We start from the raw sequence: 769 nt of genomic DNA, 5'->3' as shown, positions 1-769 counted from the left end.
TCATTTCAAATATATGCTGCGGTAGCCGTGCGAGACAGGGAACACGAATGTGATACGAATTGTAGATCTGCGGAGAAACAGCCGGCACAGCGTAGGGAATTAGTATCTTCAACACGATCTGATCATAGGGCATGAGCCTCAGTGAGTTTTTCACACAGAGTGAACAAGCAGATGTGTCACTCGGGGTTGTTGGGGGCGATGTGCCAGAGCAGTTACACGAGTTGTTAACACAGATATTTGATCGGTAGTCGGTAGAAGTCAAACAATCCGTCACGGTCCCTGACCCCGGCTCCGCCTCGGCAGATAAGGTCTATTTATTAAACGACGGAGAGGTCATTGCGGAGTCACCGCTTAAGGAAGTTGCGGACTCGATTCTGTTAGTCAATTCCGACTTGTATACGACCGGGGCGCGCAGCGTTCAGGAGGTGGATCTCCCGGATGTGATTACAGCACTCGACGAGACCCACTTTCGGTTGCGTGGGTATCCTGAGTCGAACAAAGAGAAACTGCTGCTGATCACCATCTCACGATACATCGAACAGACAGCGCTTGAGCACGGCACGGGAAAACACCGTGCGTCCTTCCAATACCTCTCACGTATCAACGACGAGCGGGGTACGAGAGAGGTCTACGAACGACTTGGTGACAGCAGCGTTGACGTCCACGTGTACGGAATCCCGGACTGGACGCCACCCCCCGAGTACGAACTGACAATCCACGGCGGGTGGGACCAAGAGTTTCGAGACTCGTGGTTTGTCGTCTTCGTTCC

General features: G+C 52.9%; 1 protein-coding gene. It reads left to right on the top strand.

Annotated features, from left to right (window positions below; all coding sequences use genetic code 11):
* Positions 1 to 425 precede the first annotated feature (425 nt).
* On the top strand, positions 426 to 769 hold a 344-nt coding region (locus tag DVK07_RS20080), incomplete at its 3' end, for a DICT sensory domain-containing protein (RefSeq protein WP_342765654.1).

The organism is Halorubrum sp. Atlit-26R (assembly GCF_003666015.1).
GTDB lineage: Archaea > Halobacteriota > Halobacteria > Halobacteriales > Haloferacaceae > Halorubrum.
Note: the sequence above shows the minus strand (reverse complement) of the source record. Positions and strands in the feature narration are given on the sequence as shown.